The organism is Variovorax sp. KK3 (assembly GCF_001984055.1).
Lineage (GTDB): Bacteria > Pseudomonadota > Gammaproteobacteria > Burkholderiales > Burkholderiaceae_C > Variovorax.
Genome location: NZ_LYVO01000044.1, coordinates 18,635 through 41,195, shown reverse-complemented (window position 1 = coordinate 41,195; position 22,561 = coordinate 18,635). Strand labels below are relative to the sequence as shown.

20 protein-coding genes are annotated in these 22,561 nt (G+C 68.4%); 5 read left to right on the top strand and 15 right to left on the bottom strand.

What is annotated here, in order from left to right; genetic code table 11:
* The first annotated feature begins 93 nt into the window (after positions 1–93).
* The 3 genes from B0W80_RS20475 to B0W80_RS20465 are packed head-to-tail and all read left to right on the top strand — an operon-like array spanning position 94 to position 2,533.
* Positions 94–1,662 (top strand): FAD-binding protein, encoded by a 1,569-nt coding sequence (locus B0W80_RS20475; RefSeq protein WP_077000998.1) that lies wholly within the window; start codon positions 94–96, stop codon positions 1,660–1,662.
* The gene (locus B0W80_RS20470; protein WP_077000997.1) at positions 1,659–2,135 is read left to right on the top strand and encodes a MaoC family dehydratase N-terminal domain-containing protein; all 477 of its coding nucleotides are present in this window, start codon (positions 1,659–1,661) and stop codon (positions 2,133–2,135) included. The genes B0W80_RS20475 and B0W80_RS20470 overlap by 4 nt, the downstream gene beginning before the upstream one ends.
* On the top strand, positions 2,132–2,533 hold the full coding sequence (locus B0W80_RS20465; RefSeq protein WP_077000996.1) for a MaoC/PaaZ C-terminal domain-containing protein: 402 nt from the start codon (positions 2,132–2,134) through the stop codon (positions 2,531–2,533). Before B0W80_RS20470 ends, B0W80_RS20465 begins: the two co-directional genes overlap by 4 nt.
* A gap of 50 nt (positions 2,534–2,583) precedes the next feature.
* Here the strand turns inward: B0W80_RS20465 and B0W80_RS20460 are convergent, their stop codons facing one another.
* The gene (locus B0W80_RS20460; protein WP_077000995.1) at positions 2,584–4,119 is read right to left on the bottom strand and encodes an acyl-CoA carboxylase subunit beta; all 1,536 of its coding nucleotides are present in this window, start codon (positions 4,117–4,119) and stop codon (positions 2,584–2,586) included.
* Between the two features lie 183 nt (positions 4,120–4,302).
* Here B0W80_RS20460 and B0W80_RS20455 point away from each other — a divergent pair, with 183 nt between their 5' ends.
* Both B0W80_RS20455 and B0W80_RS20450 read left to right on the top strand, forming a co-directional pair.
* Positions 4,303–5,649, top strand: coding sequence for an acetyl/propionyl/methylcrotonyl-CoA carboxylase subunit alpha (locus B0W80_RS20455; RefSeq protein WP_077000994.1), 1,347 nt, complete (start codon positions 4,303–4,305; stop codon positions 5,647–5,649).
* A gap of 26 nt (positions 5,650–5,675) precedes the next feature.
* The gene (locus tag B0W80_RS20450) at positions 5,676–6,569 is read left to right on the top strand and encodes an IclR family transcriptional regulator (protein WP_083745530.1); all 894 of its coding nucleotides are present in this window, start codon (positions 5,676–5,678) and stop codon (positions 6,567–6,569) included.
* Between the two features lie 47 nt (positions 6,570–6,616).
* Here B0W80_RS20450 and B0W80_RS20445 read toward each other — a convergent pair whose 3' ends face one another.
* The 14 genes from B0W80_RS20445 to B0W80_RS20380 form a co-directional block, all read right to left on the bottom strand.
* Entirely contained in the window at positions 6,617–8,041 is a 1,425-nt protein-coding gene (locus tag B0W80_RS20445; RefSeq protein ID WP_077000993.1) for an aldehyde dehydrogenase family protein, read from the bottom strand.
* Positions 8,038–8,370 (bottom strand): antibiotic biosynthesis monooxygenase, encoded by a 333-nt coding sequence (locus B0W80_RS20440; RefSeq protein ID WP_077000992.1) that lies wholly within the window; start codon positions 8,368–8,370, stop codon positions 8,038–8,040. Before B0W80_RS20440 ends, B0W80_RS20445 begins: the two co-directional genes overlap by 4 nt.
* A gap of 20 nt (positions 8,371–8,390) precedes the next feature.
* Entirely contained in the window at positions 8,391–9,005 is a 615-nt protein-coding gene (locus B0W80_RS20435) for an NADPH-dependent FMN reductase (protein ID WP_077000991.1), read from the bottom strand.
* Entirely contained in the window at positions 9,002–10,075 is a 1,074-nt protein-coding gene (locus B0W80_RS20430; protein ID WP_077000990.1) for an LLM class flavin-dependent oxidoreductase, read from the bottom strand. Before B0W80_RS20430 ends, B0W80_RS20435 begins: the two co-directional genes overlap by 4 nt.
* Positions 10,076–10,153: 78 nt before the next feature.
* Positions 10,154–11,686: an ABC transporter substrate-binding protein gene (locus B0W80_RS20425; protein WP_077000989.1), complete on the bottom strand. Its 1,533-nt coding sequence runs from the start codon at positions 11,684–11,686 to the stop codon at positions 10,154–10,156.
* Positions 11,687–11,874: 188 nt separating this feature from the next.
* A complete protein-coding gene (locus tag B0W80_RS20420) occupies positions 11,875–13,044 on the bottom strand; it encodes a thiolase family protein (RefSeq protein ID WP_077000988.1) in 1,170 nt (389 codons plus the stop codon).
* The gene (locus B0W80_RS20415) at positions 13,041–14,219 is read right to left on the bottom strand and encodes an acyl-CoA dehydrogenase family protein (protein ID WP_077000987.1); all 1,179 of its coding nucleotides are present in this window, start codon (positions 14,217–14,219) and stop codon (positions 13,041–13,043) included. Before B0W80_RS20415 ends, B0W80_RS20420 begins: the two co-directional genes overlap by 4 nt.
* Positions 14,220–14,235: 16 nt before the next feature.
* Positions 14,236–15,402, bottom strand: a complete 1,167-nt coding sequence (locus tag B0W80_RS20410; protein WP_077000986.1) for an acyl-CoA dehydrogenase family protein — start codon at positions 15,400–15,402, stop codon at positions 14,236–14,238.
* Between the two features lie 13 nt (positions 15,403–15,415).
* Entirely contained in the window at positions 15,416–16,450 is a 1,035-nt protein-coding gene (locus B0W80_RS20405) for an ABC transporter ATP-binding protein (protein ID WP_083745526.1), read from the bottom strand.
* The gene (locus B0W80_RS20400; RefSeq protein WP_083745525.1) at positions 16,447–17,538 is read right to left on the bottom strand and encodes an ABC transporter ATP-binding protein; all 1,092 of its coding nucleotides are present in this window, start codon (positions 17,536–17,538) and stop codon (positions 16,447–16,449) included. The genes B0W80_RS20405 and B0W80_RS20400 overlap by 4 nt, the downstream gene beginning before the upstream one ends.
* Positions 17,538–18,437, bottom strand: a complete 900-nt coding sequence (locus tag B0W80_RS20395; RefSeq protein ID WP_083745524.1) for an ABC transporter permease — start codon at positions 18,435–18,437, stop codon at positions 17,538–17,540. Before B0W80_RS20395 ends, B0W80_RS20400 begins: the two co-directional genes overlap by 1 nt.
* Positions 18,430–19,347, bottom strand: coding sequence for an ABC transporter permease (locus tag B0W80_RS20390; protein ID WP_077000985.1), 918 nt, complete (start codon positions 19,345–19,347; stop codon positions 18,430–18,432). Before B0W80_RS20390 ends, B0W80_RS20395 begins: the two co-directional genes overlap by 8 nt.
* Positions 19,344–21,017 carry an AMP-binding protein gene (locus B0W80_RS20385; RefSeq protein WP_077000984.1) on the bottom strand — a complete coding sequence of 558 codons (1,674 nt, stop codon included), beginning with the start codon at positions 21,015–21,017 and terminating at the stop codon, positions 19,344–19,346. Before B0W80_RS20385 ends, B0W80_RS20390 begins: the two co-directional genes overlap by 4 nt.
* Entirely contained in the window at positions 21,014–22,555 is a 1,542-nt protein-coding gene (locus B0W80_RS20380) for an ABC transporter substrate-binding protein (RefSeq protein WP_077000983.1), read from the bottom strand. Before B0W80_RS20380 ends, B0W80_RS20385 begins: the two co-directional genes overlap by 4 nt.
* Between the last annotated feature and the right edge of the window lie 6 nt (positions 22,556–22,561).

The following is a 22,561-nucleotide window of genomic DNA, read 5'->3' as shown; positions in this document are numbered from 1 at the left end:
TGTCTCATTCCACTATTTGGATTTTAACCAAGGCGATTTACTGCATGATTTGGTACGCTACGCCTTTGAATGCGTCGATGATATAGCCAATATATGGAATTACAAAGCTCCACATCGAGCGCCGCGCAGTACGACGTGGTGGTGGTCGGCTACGGCGCCGCAGGCGCGATGGCCGCCATCGAAGCCTGGGACGCCGGCGCCCGGGTGCTGCTGATCGAGAAGATGGCGCAGCCTGGCGGCATCTCCATCCTGTCGGCCGGCGGCGTGCGGATCGCCTTCGACGCCGACCAAGGCCTCGCCTACCTGCGCGAGACCTGCGGCGGCCGCACGCCGGACGACCTCCTGCAGGCGCTGGCCCAGGGCATGCACGCGGTGCCGGAGCAACTGCGCCGGCTCGCGCGCGTGAACGGGGCGCAGATCTCGGTGGAGCCGGCTGCGGGCAACTATCCGTTCGCCGGTTGCGATGCACTGGGCTACGCCGAGGTGGCCGACATTCCCGGCTTCGCGCAGGACCCGGCCGGCTGGCTGCATGCGCGGCCCTTCCGCCCCGGCTGCCTGCTCTTCAAGCTTCTGCTGGACAACGTGGAGCACCGCCGGCGCCAGGGACGGCTCGACGTCTGGTTGTCCACCCCGGCGGATCGGTTGATGAAGGATGCACACGGCCGGGTCACGGGCCTGCGCGTGCAGCACGGCGGCCGTGCGGTGACCGTGCATGCGCAAGGCGGCGTGATCCTCGCCTGCGGCGGCTTCGAGGCAGACGAGGAAATGAAGCGCCAGTACCTCCCGGCCATGCCGGTGCTGGCGGGCAGCTTCGCCGGCAACACGGGCGACGGCATCCGCATGGCGCAGGCGGTGGGCGCGGACCTCTGGCACATGTGGCACTTTCACGGCCCCTACGGCATGCGCCACAGCGACCCTGCCTATCCGTTCGGCCTGTATGTGAAGGCCCTGCCGATGTGGACGCCCGAGCGGCCGACGCGCAGGCCGCTGCCCGTGATGCCGTGGATCGTGGTCGACCGCCGCGGCCGGCGCTATATCGACGAATACCCGCCCTATATGTCCGACACCGGCGTCCGGCAGTTCGACTTCTTCGACCCGCAGGCCCATGCGCACACGCGCCTGCCCTCCTTCATGGTCTTCGACGAGGCGGGCCGGCGCATGTATTCGATGGGCCGCGCGATCACCAACGACCCGCAACACTGGTACGACTGGAGCGAGGACAACCTGGCCGAGGTCGAATCGGGCATGCTGCAGCGCGCCGATTCGATCGCTGCCCTCGCTCGAGCCGCCGGCATCGATGCCGCGGCGCTCGAAGCCACCGTCGCCACCTGGAACGCCGCCTGCGCCGCGGGCCGGGACGACGCCTTCGGCCGCCGGCCGGAGACCATGGCGCCGATCGTCGAAGGGCCCTTCTACCTGGCCGAGCTCTGGCCGGTGGTCATCAACACGCAGGGCGGCCCGGTTCACGACGCGCGGCAGCGGGTGCTCGACCCCTTCGGCGACCCCATCGAAGGCCTGTACGCGGCCGGCGAGATGGGCAGCGTGTTCGGCCACGTCTACATGGCGGGCGGCAACCTCGCCGAATGCTTCGTCGGCGGCGCTGCCGCCGGTCGCGAAGCGGCGCAACGCAGCCTGCCCGCAAGGCAAAGGAATGCAGCATGAGTGAAATCGATCTCTCGCTCGTCGGATCGCTGTCGCAGCCCTTCGTGGTCGACGTGGAGCGCGGTGCGATCCGCCGCTTCGCCGAGGCCGTCGGCGAGCCCAGCCCCATCTACCGCGAACTCGCCGCCGCGCGCACCGCCGGCTTCGACGACATCCCGGCGCCGCCGACCTTCCCCACCTCGTTCCGGCCGCCGCAGGAGCCGGCCTGGACGCGCGACCTCGACCGCCGGCGCATCCTGGCCGGCGAGATGTCCTTCCACTACGAGCGGCCGGTGTTGGCCGGCATGCGGCTGGAGTGCCGCCTGCGCTTCGTCGGCGTCGAGGACAAGCAGAGCGCGCGCGGCAGCATGCAGCTGATCCGCCAGCAGATCGAGGCCCGCCTGCTCGACGCGGACGACCGCGCCGGCGATCTCGTCGTCACCTGCGGCCGCGTGACCCTCTATCGCGCCTCGCGCACGGAGCAAGACGCATGAACGGCCCGCTGTTCGCGATGAAGCCCGGCGAGTCGCTCAGCATGACCTTGCCGCCGGTGACGACCACGCAGCTGGTGCAGTACGCCGGCGCATCGGGCGACTTCAACCGCATCCACTACGACCACCCGTTCGCGGTCGAGGCGCAGCTGGGCGGCGTGATCGCGCACGGCATGCTGACGATGGCCTTCATGGGCCGCGCGGTGGGCGAATGGGCAGGCACGCCGGGCCGCGTGAAGAACATCAACGCGCGCTTCACCTCGCCCGTGCGGCCGGGCGACCGCGTGCGTGTGCAGGCGACCGTGACGGCACCCGAAGCCACCGGGCACGTGGCCTGCACGCTCGAGGCGTGGGTGGAAGACACGCGCGTCGCCGTTGGCGAGGCCTTGATCGCACGCTGAGCCCCGGCCGCAGCTGCAGGCAGCGCCTGCGCGCGGCGGGCGCAGGAGCGTCAGGGATCGATGCGGTGCTTGAACTTGGCTTGCCGCGCGGCCTCGCACTTGGCGAGCGACTGCAGGATGACCTGGCGCGTCTCGCCCGGATCGATCACGTCGTCGATCAGCCCCATCTCGGCGGCCCGGTAGGCGCTGGACTGCTCGCGCAGCTGCTCCATGATCTCAGCCTTGCGCTGCACCGGGTCCGGCGCCGCGGCGATGGCCTTGGCATGCACGATCTCGACGCCGGCCTCCGGACCCATCACGTCGAAATGCGCGGTCGGCCAGGCGACGATGGTGTCGGGGTTCATCGACCGTCCACAGAAGGCGATGTAGGCCAGCCCGATCGCCTTGCGCGCGACGATGGTGATCCGCGGCACCGAGGCCGCCGCCACCGAATTCAGCAGCCGCGACGCGAGCGAGACCATGCGGTGCTTCTCGATGTCCGGCCCCACCAGGAAGCCCGGCGCATCGCAGACGAAGACCAGCGGCAGGTGGAAGGCGTCGCAGGTGTCGATGAACTTGCGCGCCTTCTGCGCCGACCTCTCGTCGAGCACGCCGCCGCGCGCCATCGGGTTGGACGCGACGATGCCCACCGGCTGGCCGCCGAAGCGCGCGAAGGCGGTGACCACGCCCACGCCGTAGCGCGGCCGGTAGTGCAGCAGCTCGCCGCCATCGACGATCAGGCCGAGCACCTTGCGCATGTCGTAGGCCTGGCGGGCCAGGTCGGGGATCAGCGTGGCGAGCTTTTCCCGGCCCTCGGGCGTGTCGACAGCCGCCGGCTTCGGCGCTGCGCGCGGCGGCAGTTCGCCGCTGTGGCTGGGCAGGAACGACAGGAAGCGGCGGATCTCGGCCAGGCATTCGGCCTCGGTGTCGCCTACGTGGTCGGCCTGGCCGGTGTCGACGGCGCAGATCTCGCTGCCGCCCAGCGACTCGCTCGACACCTCCTGGCCGATGCCGACCTTCACCACGATCGGGCCCGACATGCCCATGAAGCCGGTGTCGCGCGCGATGGTGGTGAAGTCGGATTGCGCGGCCGTGAACGACGGCCCGCCGAAGGCCGGCCCGAGGATGGCAGCGACCTGCGGCACCTGGCCCGACATGCGGAAGTGGTCGCCGAAGCGCGCACCCATGGTGGCGGCCATGGCACCGAAGCTTTCCTGCACGCGCGCAGCGCCCGCTTCCATGAGCGCGATGAAGGGCTTGCGATGCGCGAGCGCCGCCGCGCGTGCCCGCGCGATCTTCAGCTCGCCCACCTTGCCGCGCGTGCCGCCCATCACGGTGTTGTCGTCGGCGGCGACATAGACGATCCGTCCGTCGATGGTGCCGTGGCCGACCACGATGCCGTCGGCCGGCGTGCGGTCCGCCAGGCTGGGATGCGAGCTGCGCGCCAGCACGCCCAGCTCGACGAAGCTGTCCGCATCCAGCAATTGCGCGATGCGCTCACGCGCGGTCAGCTTGCCCTGCGTGCGCAGCTTGTCGATGGCCGCGGCGTTGGGCGCACGGCCCGTCGCGCGGCGGGACTTCAGCTCTTCCAGGATTTCGCTCTTCATCTTCGCCTCTCGTATTTCGTCTCGTGTTCGTCGGGAAGCGCGTCGCGTCGACATCGTCGTCGTGATCGCACCTCAAGATACTCCATATATTGACATTGTAGTTTCCATCTAATCGAACATCTAGTCTTAGTAAGAGCAGCAATGTATGATTTGCAACACCAATATATGGAATCTTGAGACATCATGTACAGCAAAGTGCTAGTTGCCAACCGCGGCGCCGTGGCCGCGCGCGTGATCCGGGCGCTCAAGGGCCTGGGCATCCGTTCCGCCGTTCTCTACTCCGACGCCGACAAGGACCTTCCCTACGTCGCGCAGGCCGACGAAGCCATCGCGCTGCCGGGCAGCGCCGCCACCGAGACCTACCTGAATCAGCCCGCGGTGCTGGCCGCCCTCGCCACGTGCGGCGCCGATGCGGTGCATCCCGGCTACGGTTTCCTGTCCGAGAACGCCGGCTTCGCGCGGCGCGTGACCGAGGCGGGCGCCGGCTTCATCGGCCCGTCGCCGCAGTGGATCGAAGCCATGGGTCACAAGACGCGGGCGCGCGACACCATGGCCTCGCTGGGCATGCCGATGTCGCGCAGCAGTGGCCTGCTGGGCGCCGACGCGGCGGCCAACCTGCGCGAGGCGGCCGCGATCGGCTTTCCGGTGCTGGTGAAGCCCGCGGGCGGCGGCGGCGGGATCGGCATGGTCGCGGCACGCAGCGCCGAGGAACTGGAACGCGCGGTCGGCCAGGCGCGGGCGCTCACGCAGCGCAGCTTCGCCTGCGACGACCTGTACCTGGAGCGCCTGATGGAAAAGCCGCGCCACATCGAATTCCAGGTACTGGCCGACCGCCACGGCGAGGTGCGCCATTTGTTCGAGCGCGACTGCTCCATCCAGCGCCGCCACCAGAAGGTGATCGAGGAATCGCCCGCACCGCGCCTGCCGCGCGCCCAGGTGCTCGAGCGGGCCGACGAGATCGTGCGCGTGCTGTCGCGCATGGGCTACGACGTGATCGGCACCGTCGAGATGCTGCGCGACATGGCCGGCGAGTGGAACTTCCTGGAGATGAACACGCGCCTGCAGGTCGAGCATGCCGTGACCGAGGAGATCACGGGCATCGACCTGGTGGCGGCGCAGGTGAAGCTGGCCAGCGGCATGCGCATGCGCGACGTGCTGCCGGCCGAGGTGCAGTCCCGCGGCCACGCCATCGAGGCCCGCATCTATGCCGAGGACCCGGTGAAGTTCTACCCCTCGCCGGGCCTGCTGGAGGTGTTCCGCATGCCGGCCGGTGACGGCGTGCGCGTCGAAACGGGTTACGCCGAGGGCAACCGCGTCACCCCGCACTACGACCCCATGATCGCCAAGGTGATCGTTCATGCGCCCTCGCGCGACGGCGCCATCGCCCGGCTGGAACAGGCCCTGCGCGCGACCGAGATCGCCGGGCTCAAGACCAACCTGCCCTTCCTGCTGAAGATCCTTGCCAGTGCGGAGTTCCGCTCGGGCGAGGTCCACACCGGCCTGGTGGGAGAGATCGCTGCCCGGCACTGACGCGCCGAGGCACAATGGCCGGCACCATGAAGAGCAACAACAAGAGGAGCACCGCGCCTTCGCCGCGCGGCAGTGCCGCGGAGACGACGCCGGCCACGCGCCCGAGGGCCGCCAAGAAGGCGCCTTCGAAGCTGGGCACGCCCACCTGGGGCACGCAGAGCATCTACCGCGCCGTGACCATGCTGCGCGAGATCGCCTCGCACGGCAGCAAGGGCGTGCGCCTGGTGGACCTGGCCAAGGTGCTCGACCTCGAATCGCCCACCGCCCATCGCATCGTCAAGGGGTTGATGGCGCAGGGCATGGTCTCGCAGGACCCCGGCACCAAGCTGTACCGCCTGGGGCACGTGGTGTACGAGCTGGGCCTGGCCGCCTCGCCGCACTTCCAGCTGAAGGAGCTGTGCCACGCCACGCTCGACCGCATCCGGCAGAAGACCGGCGACTCGGTGTTCCTCATGGTGCGCAGCGGCACCGAGGCCGTCTGCCTGGAGCACCTGGAAGGCACCTACCCCATCCAGACGCGCGCGCTCGACGTCGGCGGCCGCCGGCCGCTGGGCGCCGGCGCCGGCTCGCTGGCCTTGCTGCTGGAGCTGCCCGACGAGGACTGCGAACGCATCATCACCCTCAACAAGGACCGCTACACCTCGCACGGCAATGCCAGCGCCGAGCGTGTGCGCGCCGCCGTGCTCAAGTCGCGCGAGGTGGGCTATGCGGTGAACGTCGACGACGTGCTCGAAGGCGTGACCGCCATTGGCATGCCGGTGCGCATCGGCTCCGGGCCGGCCTTCGCCGCCATCAGCGTGGCCGCCATCGGCTTTCGCATGCGCGACGAGCGCCGCACCGAGATCGCCGAGCTGCTGCAGAAGGCCGTGCGCCAGCTCGAGCGGCAGCTGGCCGCGCAGACCGACCTCTGGCCCCAGTAGACGGAAGGCACCTCGGCAGCCGGGCATCGGCGCGTGGGCCCGGCGGCTCAGGCGTGGTAGCCGAACATCGACTTGATCTCGAGGAATTCCTCGAAGCCGTAGCGCCCCCACTCGCGCCCGTTGCCCGAGCGCTTGTAGCCGCCGAAGGGCGCATGGCGCTGCGCCATGGCCCCATTGATGTGGACCATGCCGGCGCGCATGCGCCGAGCGACGGCGCGTGCCGCGTCGATCGTCGGACCGTGGACGTACGACGACAGGCCGTACTCCGAATCGTTGGCCTGCGCGACCGCCTCGTCCTCGGTGTCGTAGGGGATCATCACCAGCACGGGGCCGAAGATTTCCTCGCGCGCGATGCGCATGTCGTTGCGGACGCCGCGGAACAGCGTCGGCCGCACGTAGAAGCCGCTCGCCAGGCCCTCGGGTCGCCCCGGGCCGCCGAAGGCCAGGCGCGCGCCTTCGTCGATGCCGGCCTGCAGCATCGACTGGATGCGGTCGAACTGCACGCGGTTGGCCACCGGGCCGTGCGTGGTGGCCGCGTCCGCCGGCGCGCCGAGCACCAGGCCGGCGGCCACCTGCTGCGCGATCCGCACGGCCTCGTCCTCCAGCTCGGCCGGTACGAACATGCGCGTCGGTGCATTGCACGACTGGCCGGAGTTGTTGAAGCAGAGGCGTATGCCGTGCGTCACCGCGGCTTCGAGGTCGGCGCCGCGCAGGATGATGTTGGCCGACTTGCCGCCCAGTTCCTGCGTCACACGCTTCACGGTGGGCGCCGCGGCGATGGCGACCTGCGTGCCGCCGCGCGTCGAGCCGGTGAAGGACACCATGTCGACCTCGGGATGCGCCGCCAACGCCGCACCGACGCCGGGGCCATCGCCGTTGACCAGGTTGAACACTCCGGCCGGCACCTCCGCCTCGTGCAGGATCTGCGCGAAAAGCAAGGCCGACAGGGGCGCCACCTCGCTGGGCTTCAGCACCATCGTGCAGCCGGCCGCCAGCGCCGGCGCCACCTTGCAGGCGATCTGGTTGATCGGCCAGTTCCAGGGCGTGATGAAGGCGCACACGCCGATCGGCTCGCGGGTGACGCGCACGTCCTCCATGCGCTCGTCGAACTCGTACTCGCGCAACACCTTGATGGCCTGGTCGATGTGGCCCAGCCCCGCCGGCACGTGCGCGCGGCGGGCCAGCGTGATGGGGGCGCCCATTTCGGTCGACACAGCCTGCGCCAGCGCCTCGGCATGGCGTTCGTAGGCGGCGCGCACGCGGCCGAGCAGCGCGAGCCGAAACTCCCGCGTGCTGGCGGCATAGCGGCCGAAGGCGGCGCGGGCGCTGTCGACGGCGCGGTCCACGTCGGCCGCGCAGCCCAGCGCGATGCGGCCGGCGGACTGCTCCGATGCCGGGTCGATGACCTCGCACGCGCGCGGCTCGACCGGGTCGACCCAGTGCCCGCCGATGTAGAACTGCCCGCCGTTCACTGCGGCCGGCCCGCGGCCGCTTTGATCTGGTCGAGCAGCCCCACCGGGTCGTCGACCTTGATCTCGAACAGCGAGATCGCCTGCGAGCCGGCCAGGTAGGGCCGCACGGCCTCGACGCCGCGCTGGTAGGCGTCGGAGCTCTCCCAGTCGCGCACGCTCTTCTCGCTGTCCCACAGCGTGACCGTGATGACGCTTTCCGGGTCGGCGACGTCCTGCGTCACCCAGCGCAGCAGGCGGCCGGGGATGGAAGTGGCGAGCTGCCGGTACTTGTTCTCGATGGCCGGCAATGAATCGGGCTGAATGCGGGTCCAGTAGATGCGAACGTACATGGGGTGCTTTCGTGAAGGGCTCAGACGCTCTGCGCGCTCGAGTTGGGCATGACGCTCGGCATGGGGGTCGAGCACATCCGGCAGAACTGCATCACCTGCTGTCCCACGGTCTCGAGCTGGAACTTGGAAGACAGGTCGGTGCACTGGCCGTTGGCGTCGAAGAGCGGCAGCGCGCTGTTGAGCGCCGCACCCATCGGCGTGGGCCAGCCACGCAGCGCGTGGACGATGGAGCGCATGGTCGCGAGCGTCTGCACAGCACCCTGCCAGCCGCCGGCCGTGGCGATCAGGCCCACCGCCACGCCGTCGAAGTACACACGGTCGTCTTCCTGCATGTCGGCCACGTAGTCGAGCGTGTTCTTCATCAGGCCCGAGATCGAGCCGTGATAGGCCGGCGAGGCCAGGATGACGCCGTCGCAGCGGCGCAGCAGCGACAGCAGCCGCTCGGCCCCAGGCGCGCGCGCGGGAGTGGAGGGGTTGTACATCGGCAGGTCGAGTTCGGGGCCGGCGATCAGGTCGACCTCGGCGCCCTGCGCCTCGGCTGCGGCAAGGCTGATCCTCAGTGCCTTTTCGGTGCTGGATCCGGCGCGGGTGGTCCCACCGACGCCGACGATGAAGGGTCGTTTCTTCTGGCTCATGGCTTTGGCTTTCGGTCGATGGCAAGTGCGCCGGCGCGCACGCGCGGCAACAGTTCGCGCCCGAACTCGGGCACGTCGGCGAGGGGGTCGAACCCACGCAGCAGGAAGGAATGCACGCCGAGTTCGTAGTACTTCAGCAGCGCGTCGGCGACTTGCGCGGCGGTGCCCACCAGGCAGGTGGTGTTGCCGTGGGCCGAGGTCGCCTCGGCGATCGGCATCCACAGCCGCTCGTCGTGCACGTCGCCCTGCTTGGCGAATTCCATCAGGCGTTCGGCGGAATGACTGATCGGCGCCCGACTCACGGCGTCGCCCGAGGACTTGACCTGCGCCAGGATGGCCTTCGCCTTGTCCCAGGCTTGCCCTTCGGTTTCCGCGATGACGGGACGGAAGGACATGTTGAATCGCGCCTCGCGGCCGAAGCCCGCGCAGCGCGCCCGGTAGTCGGCCACGCGTGCCGCGGTGGCCGCCAGCGGTTCGCCGAACATCGCGAACACGTCGCAGTGCTTCGCACCCATGTCCAATGCGCCGGCCGACGAGCCGCCGAAGAGCAGCGTGGGATGCGGCTGCTGCACCGGCTTGACCTCGCAGAAGGCCTGCCGCAGCTTGTAGAAGTCGCCGTTGTAGTCGATGGGTGCGTCGGCCGCCCACAGGCGGCGCATGACGTCCACGTACTCGGCGCCGCGCAGGTAGCGCTCCTCTTTCGAGGTGAAGTCGCCTTCGGCTTGCATGTCCTGGTCGCTGCCGCCGATGATCACGTGGATCGAGATGCGGCCCTGCGTCAACACGTCCAGCGTGGCGAATTTGCGCGCCATCAGCGCCGGCAGCACGCGGCCTGGCCGGTGCGCCACCAGGTACGACAGCTTCTGCGTATGCGCCGCACCCCACAGCGCCACGCCCAGCCCGTCGGCCGACGACGAGTAGTAGCCGACCAGCACTTCGTCGAAGCCGGCCTCCTCGTGCTCGCGCGAATGCTGGGCGATCCAGTCGCGCGAAATTCCGCCGCCGATCACGTGGACCGGCCCGCCGGCGGGTGGCACCACGCCGATCATTCCTAGGATGCGTGCAGGCATCGTCGTCTCCTTTTGCTCGTTGTGACTCTGGGTGTTTGTGTGTCTGTGTGTCTGTGTGTCTGTGTGTCTATGCACCGGTCAGGGCTTGCCCGTCTTCCAGCCCACCTTGCGGAAGTCGAGGAAGCCGGAACCTTCGGTGATGGTCCAGTCGAGGTCGGACTTCTGCACGTAGAGGTAGAAGATCTCGTTGATGAAGACGCCAGCGGCATCGTCGTAGAGCATCTTTCCGATCTTGCGGAACAGCGCGCCGCGCGCCTCCGGGCCCTGGGTGCCGATCACTTCGTGGATCACGGCCTCGACCTCGGGGTTGTAGTAGCTCGACCAGGTGCCGTCTTTCGAGAAGGCGCCGGTCACCGTGTTGATCGGGTCGTAGATCGCGTTGCCGAAGGCCGACAGCGTCATCGGGCCGCTCTGCTGCGTGTTGTTGAGACGGCTCCAGGCGGCGTAGTCGATGCGCGCGATCTCCGTCTGCACGCCGATCTGCTGCCAGAAGGCGGCGATGGCCGCGGCGAGCTCGGGCGCCTGGTCGGAGGGGCTGTAGAGCTTGGTCTTGAAACCCTTCGGATAGCCGGCCGACGCGAGCAGCGCCTTGGCCTTCTGCGGGTCGTAGGGGTAGGGCTTGATCGCAGGGTCTGACCCGTACGGAAAGTATTCCGAGATGAAGGTGCCCAGCGGCTTGCCGACGCCGTGGAAGACGCTGTCGACGATCGCCTTGCGGTCGAGCGCCAGGTTGAGCGCCATGCGCACGTCGCGCTTGGCCAGCGGCGAGGCTTCGTCGCGCGTGTAGAGCCGCACGTACATCGGCGACGCCACGGGAATGGAGTTCACCTTCAGCTCGCGGTTCTGTTCGAGCTGCTTGCGGTAGTTGGTGGGCACCTGGATCACGATGTCCACTTCGCCCTTGGCGATGGCATTGGCGCGCGTCGAGCCTTCGGGAATGATCTTGAACACCAGCCGCTTGATGGCGGGCTTGGTGCCGTAGTAGCCGTCGAAACGCTCCAGCTCAAGTTCCTGGCCGATCTTGTGCGACTTGAGCTTGTAGGGGCCCGAGCCGATCGGCGCCCGCGCGAAGGCATCGGCATCGGGCAGCGAGGTGGCGTACTTCTTCGGGATGATGAAGACGTTGTTGGCGACCTTGTTGTGGAAGGCGCCGTCGCGGTCCTTCAGCTTGACCTCGACCGTGTCGGGCGCGGCCACCCGAACGCTGTCGACGCGCGCGAGGTAGGGGCGCTTGGTGCTCTTGGTGGCGGGGTCGAGGATGCGGTCGAAGGAGTACTTCACGTCCTCCGCCGTCACCGGCTCGCCGTCGTGGAACTTCATGCCCGCGCGCAGCTTGTAGCTGTAGGTCAGGCCGTCGTCCGACAGCTTGAAGCCGGTGGCGGCGCGGGGCTCGAGGTTGCCCTTGGCGTCGAAACCGTAGAGCGTGTCGTAGAGCTGCCAGGCGTAGCGCTGGGAATCGCCGCTGGCCGCCACCTGAGCATCCAGATTCTGGAAACTTTTTTCGACCGCGACGACGATGGTGTTGTCGTCGACGGCCGGGGCGGCACCTGCCGGCAAGGGCGCCGCAGTGCCGACTACGGCCGCGGCGAGGAACGCAGAAATCCACTTCATGGTTTGTCTCCTGTGACGCTTATTGCTCTGTACGAGAGGTACTTTCGTGAAGCCTGCATGCGCTTCTTCGCGCTTCGTTCCTCTCGCGCACAGGTGGATTCTGATTCCCGGATTCTTCGCCTTGCAAAGGTTTCACAATGGAGAACCGCCGGCACTACACAAGTCCATTATTTGGAGTTGTTTATTCGTCAGTTCTCGATTCTTTCGATGATCGTGGCCGTTCCCAGGCCACCGCCGCAGCACATCGATTGCAGGCCGAAGCGGCCGTCGCGGCGCTCCAGCTCGCACAGCAGCTGCGTCATCAGGCGGGCCCCCGTGGAGCCCAGCGGATGACCGATCGCGATGGAGCCGCCGTTGACGTTCACGCGCTCCATGTCCGGCTTCAACTCGCGCACCCAGGCACCCAGCACCGAAGCGAAGGCCTCGTTGATCTCGAACAAATCGATGTCCTGCATCGACAGACCGCTCTTCTTCAGGATCTGCTGCGTGGCCGGGATCGGGCCGGTCAGCATGATCGACGGATCGACGCCCACCACGAGCTGGCTGTGCAGGCGCGCGCGCGGGCGCAGGCCGTACTCGCGCGCCTCGCGGGCCGACATCAGCAACATGCCGGACGCGCCATCGGACACCTGACTCGCGTTGCCGGCCGTGATGCGGCCTTCGGGCCGGAACGAGGTCTTCAGCGTGGCCAGCTTCTCCAGCGTGGTGCCGCGCCGCACGCCTTCGTCGGTGGCGAAGACGCTGCCGTCGGGCTGCGTCAGCGCGAGCATCTGCGAATCGAATCGCCCCGCGTCCTGGGCCTCTGCCGCCAGCGCATGGCTGCGCAGCGAGAGTTCGTCCAGCCATTCGCGCGACAGGTCCCAGCGATCGGCGATGCGTTCGGCGGCCTCGCCCATGCTCGGCATGGCGAACTTCTGCACCAGCGCCTCAGGATGGCGGCGGCCGTAGCGCGTGTCGTCGTTGCCGCCCTGCGTCTTCGACATCAGCTCCACGCCGCCGGCGATCACGACCTCGCAGACGCCGCTGCGGATCAGGTTGTCGGCGAAGTGCACGGCCTGCTGCGACGAGCCGCACGCGCGCTGCACCGTGGTGCCGGGCACGGTCACCGGAAAGCCCGCCATCAGGAGCGCGGTGCGCGCCACGTTGCCGGCCTGCTCGCCCACCTGGGTGGCGCAGCCGGCGACCACATCGTCCACCGCATCGTGCGGCAGTCCGCTGCGCGCGACCAGGCCGCCCAGCACCTGCCCGAGCAGCTCGGCCGCATGCCAGTCCTTGAGCGAGCCGCCGCGTCGCCCGACAGGCGTGCGCAGCGCGTCGACGATGACCGGCTCGTGGTCGGCGAGTTGCGATGCCTTCATGTCTCTGCCTTAGGTGCCCACTGGTTGTTCTTGCGGCCGAGCAGGTGCGCCGCGATCATGTTCTTGTGGATCTGCAGCGTGCCGCCGTAGATGGAGCCGCCGCGCACCTCGCGGTAACGGGCTTCCACCGGGTACTCGGTCATGTAGCCGTAGCCGCCCAAGAGCTGGATGGCGTCGTCGCAGATTTCCTTGCAGGCCTGGGCGACGTAGACCTTGGCCATCGAGGTCTCCACCGGCACCGGCAGCCCGGTCATCGCGTTGGAGGCTGCGCGCCACACCATGAGCTGCGCCGCCTCGAGCTTGACCTTCATCTCGGCCAGCATCCATTGCAGGCCCTGGAAGTCCGCCAGCTCGCGGCCGAACTGCTTGCGCTCCTGCACGTACTGCAGCGCGAACTCGAACGACGCCTGGGCCGAGCCCAGCATGCGCGCCATGCTGCCGAGCCGCTCGGCGTTGTAGACGCTGATGAGCTTCCCGAAGGCGTTGGACTCGGCCAGGATGTTCTCGCGCGGCACCTTGCAGTCGTCGAAGAACAGTTCGTACTGGCGCTCGCCGGCCATGTTGAGCGTGCCGGGACTGATGGAGAAGCCCGGCGCGTCGTGCGGCACCACGATGGCGCCGATGTCGCGTGCACTGCCGGTGCTGCCGAAACGGCAGTACAGCATCGTGTACTTGTGGGCCTTGGCGGCGCTGATGAAGATCTTCTGGCCGCGGATGAAGACGTCGTCGCCCTCGATGCGGCCGCGCGTCTTCATCGCCGTGGCCGCGGAGCCCGCATCGGGCTCGGTGATGCCGATCGACACGCCGAACTCGCCGCGCGCGACGCCGGTGACGTAGCGGTCCTTCTGCGCCTGGTTGCCGAGCTCGAGGATGGCGCCGATGGCGCCGGTGGAGGTGCGGTGCGCCAGGCCGCCGAGCGTGGAGTCGATCTTCTGCAGCGACTGGATGAGCAACAGCGTGTCGAGCAGCGGCAGGCCCATGCCGCCGTATTCCGTCGGCATGTTGAGGCCCAGCAGTCCGTTGGCCGCCATGTCGCGGCGGAGCTTGTGCATCGGCTCGAAGTCGCCGTGGTGCTCGGCGTCGCCTGCCTCCTTGGCCTGCGCCTGCAGCTGGCGGCCCAGGCGCTCGGTTCCCTCGATCAGTTCGCGTTGTTGGTCGTTGAGCTGGAAGTCCATGCGTTCCCTCTTCCTCTCAACGCTGCAGGGTGGAGTCGAAGCTTTCGCCGAGCTCGGCGGCGCCGCAGATCTGCGCCGTCTTGTCGTGGCCGACGTGAAGCACGTGCGTGTTCAGGTCGCGGATCATGCGACCGAGCGGGAACTCGTCGAACAGCGCGGTCGAGCCGGCCAGCGTGATCAGCGTGTGCGACACCTGCAGCGCCGCATGCGCGCAGATGGCCTTGGCCTTCATCGAGGCCAGCTCGGCGGCCTGCACGTCGCCGCCGCGCCACACCTCGATGGCATGGGCGAAGGCCGTCTGCGCGCCGTAGATGAGGGTCTGCGCCTCGCCCACGCGCAACTGGATCAGCGGGTCCTTGCCGCGGCCGCGCTTGCGCAACTGGCCAACGACCCAGCGGTACGAGCCCTCGAGGTTGCCCAGGTAGTTGGCGGCGAAGCCCAGGTGGAAGCGGCCCTGCCAGCGGCCGCGCGTGTAGTCGCCGGGCTGGCCCAGCACGTGTTCGCGGTCGATGAAGACGTCGTTGAGGTAGATCTCGGGGCTGGGGCACACGCGCATGCCGGTCGGTTCGTACCAGTCGTCGTTCTGCTCCAGGCCTTTCATGCCGGGCTCGACGATCACCATCAGGTGGCCCTTGGCCGGATCGGTCTCGCCCTCGATCGTGCAGAACACGATCGCCATGCCGTCCTTGAAGCCGTTGCTCGCGTAGTTCTTGTGGCCGTTGACGATGTAGCCGCCATCCACCGGCTTGGCGGTGGTGTTGAGCACGTACATGTGCTTGCGGTTCGATTCGCTGCCGACGTACGAACTCAGCGTGAACTTCTCGACCATCGGCTTCAGGAAGCGCTCCTTCTGCGACGGCGTGCCCAGCTCGTCGAGCGTCCAGGCCACATGGTTCTGCACCTGCATGCAGTGCGCGGTGCCGGGCGACACGCGCGCCACCGTGCGCACGGCGTTCAGGAAGGTGTCCGGCTCGCCGGACATGACGTTGCTGCCCAGGCCGCCGCTCTCGCGGCTGACGGTGGCGGTGAGCAGCCCGCGGTCGAACAGCTCGCGCAGGTTCTCGTAGGGCATCTTCACGTGGTCGTGATAGTCGCGCTCGCGCGGCGCGAAGGCTTCCTGCGCGTGGTGGTCGAGTTCGGCGAGCAGCGGTGCGCCGGCAAAGGCCTTGGTGTCGTTCATCATGTCTGTTGCATCCTCAATGGTTGGCGCCGTGTGGCTGGTGGATCGCCGGATCTGCAGCCGCGCCGGCGGCGAAACTCCGGAAGGTGATGGTCTCGGCGTGGTGGCAGGCGGCCTTCTGGCCGTTGCCGAAGTCGCGCAGCAGCGGCTTCTCGGTGCGGCAGCGCTCGGTGGCGTGCGGGCAGCGCGGATTGAAGAGGCAGCCGCTCGGCGGGTTCATGGGGGAGGGGATCTCGCCCTGCACCAGGTTGGCGGAGGCACCGCCGCTGCGTGCGCCCACCGACGCGATCAGCGCCTGCGTGTAGGGATGCCGCGGGCGGGTCATCACGTCTTCGGCGTTGCCGATTTCCATGAACTCGCCCAGGTACAGCACGCCGATGCGCTGGCTCAGGTAGGCGACCACGGCCAGGTCGTGCGAGATCAGCAGGTAGGTCAGCTGCAGGCGCGCTTGCAGGTCTTTCAGCAGGTTGAGAATCTGCGCCTGGATCGATACGTCGAGCGCGGACACCGGCTCGTCGAGGATCATGCACTTGGGGCTCAACGCCAATGAGCGCGCGATCGACACGCGCTGGCGCTGCCCGCCCGACAGCTCGTGCGCGTAGCGCCCGGCCGCTTCGGGCGGCAGCCCGACCAGCGCCAGCAGCTCGGCCACGCGCTGCTTGTGCGGCCCGAATTCGGTGACCTCGTGGATGCGAAGCGGCTCGTCGATGATGCGCCCGATGCGCATGCGCGGATTCAGCGAGCTGTACGGGTCCTGCAGCACCGGCTGCAGTTCGCGGTGGAAGCGGGCCTGGTCCTGCTTCTTCATCTCGGTCACCGCGTGATCGCCGATGCGGATGGTGCCCTCGGTGGGGCTTTCGGCCAGCATCAGCATCTTGGCGATGGTGCTCTTGCCGCTGCCCGATTCGCCCACCAGCCCGAAGGTGGTGCCGGGCTGGACGTCGAAGCTCACGCCGGCGACCGCGTGCAGCGGCTTCGGCCGGCCGAACAGGCCGCGGCGCACCTGGTAGGTCTTGCGCAGGCCTTCGACCTGCATGAAGGTGGCGCTCATGCGGCGGCTCCCAGGCCCGGCTTGGCGAGCTGAACGTCGACAGGGGGACGCATGCGCTGCGGCACCCCGCCCGGCTGCTCGGCGCCCTGCACCGGCGCCAACGTGTCCTCGAGCGAGTCGGCCGTGCGCCAGCAGGCGCAGCGGCGCGAGGGCTCCCACTCGAACCAGTCCGGATACTGCTGGCGGCACACGTCCAGCGCATAGGCGCAGCGCGGCTCGAAGCGGCAGCCCGTCGGCAGCTTGGCCAGCGAGGGCTGGTGGCCCGGGATGGCCGTGAGCGGACGCTTGTAGCTCTCCAGCGACGGCACCGCCTTCAAGAGGCCGCGCGTGTAGGGATGCGCCGGCCGCGCGAAGACGTCGGCGATGGGGCCCGCCTCGACGATGCGGCCCGCATACATGATGGCCACGTCGTCGCAGAACTGCGCCGCCAGGTGCAGGTCGTGCGTGACGAACACGATCGCCATGTTCTGCGCCTTCTGCAGCTCGCGCAGCAGCTTGAGGATCTGCAGCTGCACCGTCACGTCGAGCGCGGTGGTCGGCTCGTCGCAGATCAGCAGCGAGGGCGACAACGCGATGTTGATGGCGATCGACACGCGCTGCCGCATGCCGCCGCTGAACTGGAAGGGGTAGCTGTCGAGCCGGCCTTCGGCGGCCGGAATCTTGACCTTCTCGAGCACTTCGATGCTGCGGCGGCGCAGTTCGGCTTTGTCGGTCACGCCCTGGTGGTACTTGAACACTTCGCCGACCTGCTCGCCGATGGTGAAGAGCGGGTTCAGCGAGGTCATCGCGTCCTGCAGGATCATGCCGATCTCGCGGCCGCGCAGCGCCTGCAGTTCGCGCGGCGAGATCTTGGTGATGTCGCGGCCCTTGAAGTAGACCTCGCCGGCGGCCAGGCGGCCGTTGCCGGGCAGCAGGCCCATCATGGACATGCAGGTCATGCTCTTGCCGGAGCCGGACTCGCCGACCAGCGCGAGCGAGCGCCCGGCCTTCACTTCGAGCGAGACGTTGTCGACGGCGCGCACGACACCCGACGCGGTGCGCAGCACCGTCGTGAGGTTCTTGGCTTGGAGGATGGTGTCGGAGGCCATTACCAGTTCCGTGATGCGGTGGGGCTGAGCCAGTCGCGCAAGGCGTCGCCCAGCAGGTTGGCGGAGAGGACGGTGACCATGAGCATCAGCCCGGGTACGCCGCAGATCCACCAGGCGGTCTCCAGGTACTGGCGGCCGTCGGCGATCATCGAGCCCCACGAAGGCTCGGGCGGCGGAACGCCCAGGCCCAGGAAGGAGAGGGTCGCCTCCAGGATGATGATGATCCCGACGTCGAGCGTGGCCAGCACGATGAAGGTGTTCACCACGTTCGGCGCGATGTGGCTCAGGATGATGCGAATGCGCGAGGCCCCGGCCAGCCGCGACAGCAGCACGAAGTCGCGGGTGCGCAGCGTGAGCGCCTCGGAGCGCGTCACCCGCGCGAAGCGCGCCCAGTTGGCGAGGCTCAGCACGACGATGAGGTTGAACAGGCTCGGGCCCACGGCGCCGACCAGCACCAGCGCCAGGATCACCGCCGGCAGCGCGAGCTGGATGTCGACCACGCGCATCGCGATGGCGTCGAACACGCCGCCCAGGTAGCCGGCCGTGACGCCGACCAGCGCGCCGATCACACCCGCGAGCGTGACGGCGCACAGCGCCACGAACAGCGAGATGCGCGCGCCGTACACCACGCGGGAGAACATGTCGCGGCCCAGCTGGTCGGTGCCCAGCCAGTGCTCGGCCGACGGCGGCTGCAGCGTGGCGCCCAGCGCGATGGCCGTCGGGTCCTTCTGCACCACGAGGCCCGGCGCGATGGCGACCAGCACGAGCACCAAGGCCACGGCCAGGGCCAGCACAAGCTGCACGCGGGCGCCGTAGCGGCTGCGCGAGCGCGGCGGCAGCACCGTGACCGAGGGCTCGGCCGGGCGGCGCGTGAGGGTGGGAACGGAGGTATCAGGCATAGCGGATCCTTGGGTCCACGTAGGCGTAGACGATGTCCACGGCGAGATTGACCGCCGCGAAGATGAGTGCCCCGACGGCGACCGCGGCCTGGACGGTGGTGTAGTCGAGGTTGGAGATCGAATCGATGATCAGCCGCCCCACGCCCGGCCACGCGAAGATGAACTCGACCGACACGGCCCCGCCCATCAGCACGCCGAACTGCATCGAGATGAAGGTGATGACCGGCAGCAGCGCGTTGCGCAGCGCGTGGCGGAACAGGATCACGCGCTCGGGCACGCCCTTGATGCGCGCGAGCTTGATGTACTCGGAGTCGAGCACGTCGCTCATGCTGGAGCGCGTGAGCCGCATGATGCCGGCCGCCGAGTACCAGCCCAGCGCCAGCGAAGGAAGCAGCAGGTTCTTCCAGCTGCCGTAGCCGCTGGTCGGCAGCCAGCCCAGCTGGATCGCGAACAGCCGGATGAACAGCAGGCTGAACAGGAACGGCGGCGCCGCCTGCCCGACGACGGCGAAGACCTTGGCGAACTGGTCGACCCAGCCGTCGCGGCGGATCGACGCGACCACGCCCAGCGGTACGCCGATGGCGACGCCGAGCACGAGCGCCGAACTCGCCAGCAGCAGCGTGGGGCCGAGCGCGCCCAACACGATCTCGAGCGCCGGCCGCGCGAAGCGGTACGACACGCCCATGTCGCCCGTCAGCAAGGCGCCGAGGTAGCTCAGGTACTGGATCAGCACCGGCCGGTCCAAGCCCATCTGCTGGCGCAGCAGGTCGCGGTCGGCATCGGTGGCCTCGGGCGGCAGCATCAGGTGGGTCGGGTCGCCGATCAGCCGCACGATCACGAAGATGATCAGCGTGACGAGCAGCACCGTCACCAGCGATTGCCCGACGCGCTTGAGGATGTAGCTGATCATTCGGGGCCTCCGACGGTTTCGGCGCGGCGGGCCTCGATGGTGCGCAGCGCACGCTCCTTGAGTTCGAGCTTGCGGATCTTCTGGCTGCCGGTAAGCGGCCACTCGGACACCAGCTCGACATAGCGCGGCACCTTGTAGCTCGCGATGTGCTCGCGGCAGTAGCCGATCAGCGTGTCGCCGTGCAGCGCTTCGTCGTCGAGCGCTTCGACATAGGCGTAGGCCACCTCGCCCAGCCGTGCATCGGGCACGCCGACCACGGCCGCCTGCCGCACGCCGGGGAAGGACTTCAGGAACAGTTCGATTTCCTGCGTCGCGACGTTGAAGCCGCCCGGCTTGATCATTTCCTTCACGCGACCGCGGTAGATCAGGTAGCCGTCGGAGTCCAGCTCGCCCAGGTCTCCGCTGTGCAGCCAGCCGTCGGCGTCGATGGCCTTCGCGTCTTCGTCGGGCAGCTGGTAGTAGCCCTTCATCACGACGTAGCCGTGGATGCAGATCTCGCCGACGCGGCCCGTGCCCAGGTCTTCGCCGGTGTCGACGTCGGCGATCTTGATGCGCACGCCCGGCACGGGCCGGCCGCAGGTGCTCGCGCGCTTGTCGAAGGGGTCGTCGCAGCCGGTGCGCGCCACGGCGTTGGAGCTTTCGGACATGCCGTAGGCACTGACCAGCTCGGGGATGCCGATTTCGTCGGTGAGCCAGCGGAACGAGGCCTCGGGCAGCGGCGCGCCGGTGCCGGTGCGCAGGCTCGACAGGTCGTAGCGGCCGCGGCCGGGAAAGGCGCGCAGGTCCTGCACGATGGTGTCGACGAAAAAGCTCAGCGTGATGCGCTCGCGCTGCACCATGTCGCAGAACTGCTCGGCATCGAAGCGGTCGGCGATCACCATGGCGGCGCCGGCCATCCACAGCGACAGCGTGTAGAAGGTGCCGGTGGCCGTGAAGAGCGGCACGCAGGCCAGGTAGCGGTCGGCCGGCGTGAGCTGCAGGATGTCGGCCGCGGCGCGGTTGTTCTGCAGCAGCGGGCCATGGCACACCATCGCCCCCTTGGGGAAGGAGGTGGTGCCCGAGGTGTAGAGGATCTGCGCCACGTCGTCCGGGCGCACCGCGGCGATGCGACGGTCGAGTTCGCCGTCGGCGAGCAAGGCACGGCCGCGTGCCTCGATGGCATCGAAGTCCGTGAAGCCGGTCAGCGTTCCACCATCGCGCGAATGCAGGATCACGCGACGCAGCTTCGGCAGCACCGTGCTGCGCCAGTCGCCCTCGCGCTGCTCGCGGCAGGCCGGCTCCACCTTGGCCAGGGTGTCGAGGTAGTTCGCGCCCATCGCCGCGCGGTCCTGGATGATCAGCGTCTCGCTGTCGGACTGCGCCAGCACGTAGCGCGCATCCTGGTCGCGAAAGCGTGTGTTGATGGGCACCAGCACCGCGCCGATCGACGGCACCGCCCAGCGGGCCACGAGCCAGGCGACACAATCCGACATCCAGAGCGACACCTTCTCGCCCGGCTGAACACCGAGTTCGACGAGGCCGCGAGCGAACGCGCGCGAGCGCTCCGACAACGCCGCGAAGCTGAGGCGTTCTTCGCCATGGACCACCGCCAGGCTTTCACCGTGGGCATCGGCTCCCCATGACAGCGCGCGACCGAAGGTGCTCTGCAGCCATTCCGGTTGACCCTTCATTTCTTCCAGCCGATGTTGTGCAGGTTGAAGTAACCGCTGCCCTGCTGGATCTCCCACTGGATCTGCGAGTCCCGCGCGTAGGTGTAGAACATCTCGGTGACGAGCACGGCATGGCCGTCGTCGTGCAGCGTGCGGCCGATCTTCTTGAAGATCTCGTCGCGCTGGGCGCGGTCGGTGGTGGTCTGGGCCTGCTCGACCAGCTTTTCGACCTCGGGGTTGAAATAGTCCGACCAGGTGCCGGCCTTCGTCGCGCCACCGCCGATCGGGTGGATCGGGTCGTAGATGGCGTTGGAGAACTGCATCATCGTCATCGGCCCGTTCTTGTGGGTGTTGTTGAGCCGGCTCCACGCGGCGTAGTCGATGACCTTGATGTTGGCCTTCACGCCGATCTGGCTCCAGTACGCGGCGATCGCCTCGCACAGCTCTTTCGGGTTGTCGCTCGAGCAATAGAAGTCGGTGCTGAAGCCTTGCGGATAGCCGGCCTGCGACAGCAGCCGCTTGGCCCGCGCCGGGTCGTAGGCATAGGGCTTGAGCGCCTTGTCGACGCCGTAGGGATAGCTCGACGAGATGTACGAAGCCAGCGGCGCGCCCACGCCCTTGAGCACGTTGTCGATGATGGCCTTCGCGTCCAGGCCGTGGTTCAGGGCCAGGCGCACGTCGCGCTTGGCGAGCGGCGTGCCTTCGACGTTGGAGTACAGGCGCACCGCCAGCGGTCTCCCCACCTGCACGGAAGCGAGGTTGAGGCCGGCCGTCTTGCGCAGGCGCTCGACTTCCGCGGTCGGCACGTAGTCGACGATGTCGGCCTCGCCCGTCAGCACCGCGTTCACGCGGCTCGCCGGCTCGGGCAGGCTCTTGAAGATCAGCTTCTTGATGCCGGGCTTGGCACCCCAGTAGGCCTCGTTGCGCTCGAGCGTCACGGACTGCCCGATCTTCTGCTCGACGAACTTGTAGGGGCCCGAGCCCACCGGCGCACGAGCGAAGGCTTCGACGTTGGGCAGCGACTCGGTGTAGGCCCTGGGTACGAGCGTGAGGTAGCCCGCGACCTTGTTCAGGAAGGCGCCGTCGGGCCGCGACAGCTTGAAGACCACCTTGCTGTCGCCCTGCGCTTCCACGCCCGTGACGAGGTCCGCGAAGTAGGGGCGGCGCGTACTGCGCGTGTTGGGGTCGAGGATGCGCTCGAGCGAGTACTTCACGTCGCTGGCCGTGAGCTTCGCTCCGTTGTGGAAGGTGACGTCCTTGCGCAGTTCGAAGGTGTAGCTCAGGCCATCGGCCGCGATGTCGACCTTGGTCGCCACGTTCGGCTTCAGGTTGCCCTTGGTGTCGAAGGCGTAGAGCGCGTCGTAGATCTGCCAGAGGTAGCGCTGCGAATCGCCGCTGGCGGCCACCTGGCCGTCGAGGTTGCCGATCTCCTTGCCGATGCCGAAGACGATGGTGTCGCGGTCGACCGCCGGCTTGCCGTTGATGGCGAAGGCGGAAGTCGACGCCGCTGCGAGCAGCGCGAAGGCGACGGAGAGCACGGGAGGTTTTTTCTGGGTCATGGCGTG